Here is a 2048-nt window from a genome sequence, read left to right on the forward strand (position 1 = left end):
CACGGCCTTGGCCGCGCCCGTGCTGGAAGGCACCATGGACACGGCGGCCGAACGGCCGCGACGCCAGTCCTTGTGCGAACCGTCCAGAATGCGCTGGCTCATGGTGTAGCTGTGGATGGTGGTCATAAGGCCATGACGGATGCCGAATTTTTCGTGCAGCACCTTCACCACGGGGGCCAGGCAGTTGGTGGTGCAGGAAGCGGCGGAAATGACCTTGTGCTTGGTGCAGTCGTACACGTGGTCATTGACGCCCATAACTATCATGGCGTCCACATCCTTGGCGGGAGCGGAAATAACGACCTTTTCCGCGCCACAGGCCAGATGCTGGGCCAGGCCCGCTCCGTCCTTGATGGTTCCCGTGGTTTCCACGGCTATGGTCACGCCAAGGCGCTTCCACTCCCATTCACCGGGTTTGCAGCGGGTGACGGCGATGTGACGGCCATTGACGATAATGCCGTTTTCATCATGGTCCACCGTGCCCGCAAAGTTTCCGTACGTGGAATCGTACTTGAAAAGATAGGCCAGGGCGGCATTGTCGGCGCGCGCGTTGATGGCGACGATTTGCAGATTCTGGTCATCGGCCAGCAGCCGCAGCAGGTAGCGGCCGATACGGCCAAAGCCGTTCAATCCCAGTTTGACGGGCATGTTGCGCTCCTTGGCGAAAACGTATGTTGTTTAGGCTTTGCCCGAAGATCCCATAACCGTGCGGATCTTGTGCGCCACCATCTGCCTTACGGCCTCCCGGGCCGGCTTGAGATAGGACCGGGGGTCAAATTCTTCAGGATGGTCCGCCAGGCACTGCCGGATGCAGGCCGTGACCGCCAGGCGGATATCCGTATCCACGTTGATCTTGCACACGCCCAGGGCGGCAGCCCTGCGCAGCATGTCTTCAGGCACGCCCCTGGCGCCGCCCACATTGCCGCCATACTGGTTGCACAAATCCACAAATTCCTGCGGTACGCTGGAAGCGCCGTGCAGCACCAGCGGATAGTCCGGCAGTTTTTTGCAGATGGCTTCAAGCCGTTCAAAGTCCAGTTTGGGCTCGCCCTTGAACTTGTACGCGCCGTGGCTTGTGCCGATGGCGATGGCAAGAGAATCGCAGCCTGTGCGCTCCACAAAGTCCACAGCCTCGTCAGGGTCGGTATAGACGTGCTCGTCCGACTGCACATGCTCTTCAATGCCCGCCAGCTTGCCCAGTTCGGCTTCTACCCAAACGCCACGGGGACGGGCGTAGTCCACCACCTGTCTGGTAAGGGCGATATTTTCTTCATACGGCAGATGGGAGCCGTCGATCATGACCGACGTAAAGCCGCCGTCGATGCATTCGCGGCACATTTCAAAGCTGGGGCCGTGGTCAAGATGCACTGCCACGGGTACGCTGGCGTCAACGGCCAGGGCGGCTTCCACCAGCTTCATGATGTAGGGCTGCCCCGCGTACTTGCGCGCGCCCGCCGACACCTGAAGGATGACAGGCGATTTTTCCTCGGAAGCCGCGCCCATGATGCCCTGGATGATTTCCATATTGTTGACGTTGAAAGCGCCAATGGCATAGCCACCGGCATAAGCGGCGGCGAACATTTCCTTGGGACTGGTAAGAGGCATGACTTCCTCCTTGTTTTTCTGGGGACATCTGTAAATACGCAGGCTGCAAAACGCTTCCGAACCCGGCCGCCGAAAAAAAACGTAACGATATACCTATGGCGCCGCGCAAACACTATGCCAGTGCAACAGTTTCCGGCGGCGCGGCCAACGGAAAAACGCGACCGGACAGGCGGCTGCCCCAAAAACACCTGTCGTATGGCCTGCTGAATTCATTCAGTTTACATGGCTGCTGTCTGTACAAAAAGCCGCGACAGCATGGCTAGCACCAAGCCCCGGCGCAGGCAAGAGCAATGTATACCAAAATCGCGCAAAGGGGAATGCCCCGACGCACCAATATGGCATGTCCCACATGACGGAGCGGCCTTTTTCAGCCTTCCGCCGCGCCCGGTGTCCGATGCGGCTCCGGGCTGGGAGCCAACCGTGCATCCGGCCTGTGATCCGTCCCG

Annotated in this window: 2 protein-coding genes; both read right to left on the minus strand. The window is 59.7% G+C overall.

What is annotated here, in order from left to right; translation table 11 throughout:
• Nucleotides 1-645 (minus strand): type I glyceraldehyde-3-phosphate dehydrogenase (locus tag V6C07_RS00855; protein ID WP_333534503.1); only part of this gene is annotated, 645 nt, incomplete at its 3' end.
• 30 nt (nt 646-675) lie between these two features.
• Complete coding sequence (gene fba, locus V6C07_RS00860) at nt 676-1602, minus strand: class II fructose-1,6-bisphosphate aldolase (RefSeq protein WP_333534505.1); 927 nt, start codon at nt 1600-1602, stop codon at nt 676-678.
• Between the last annotated feature and the right edge of the window lie 446 nt (nt 1603-2048).

It is taken from the genome of Desulfovibrio sp. 1214_IL3152 (assembly GCF_036763055.1).
GTDB lineage: Bacteria > Desulfobacterota > Desulfovibrionia > Desulfovibrionales > Desulfovibrionaceae > Desulfovibrio.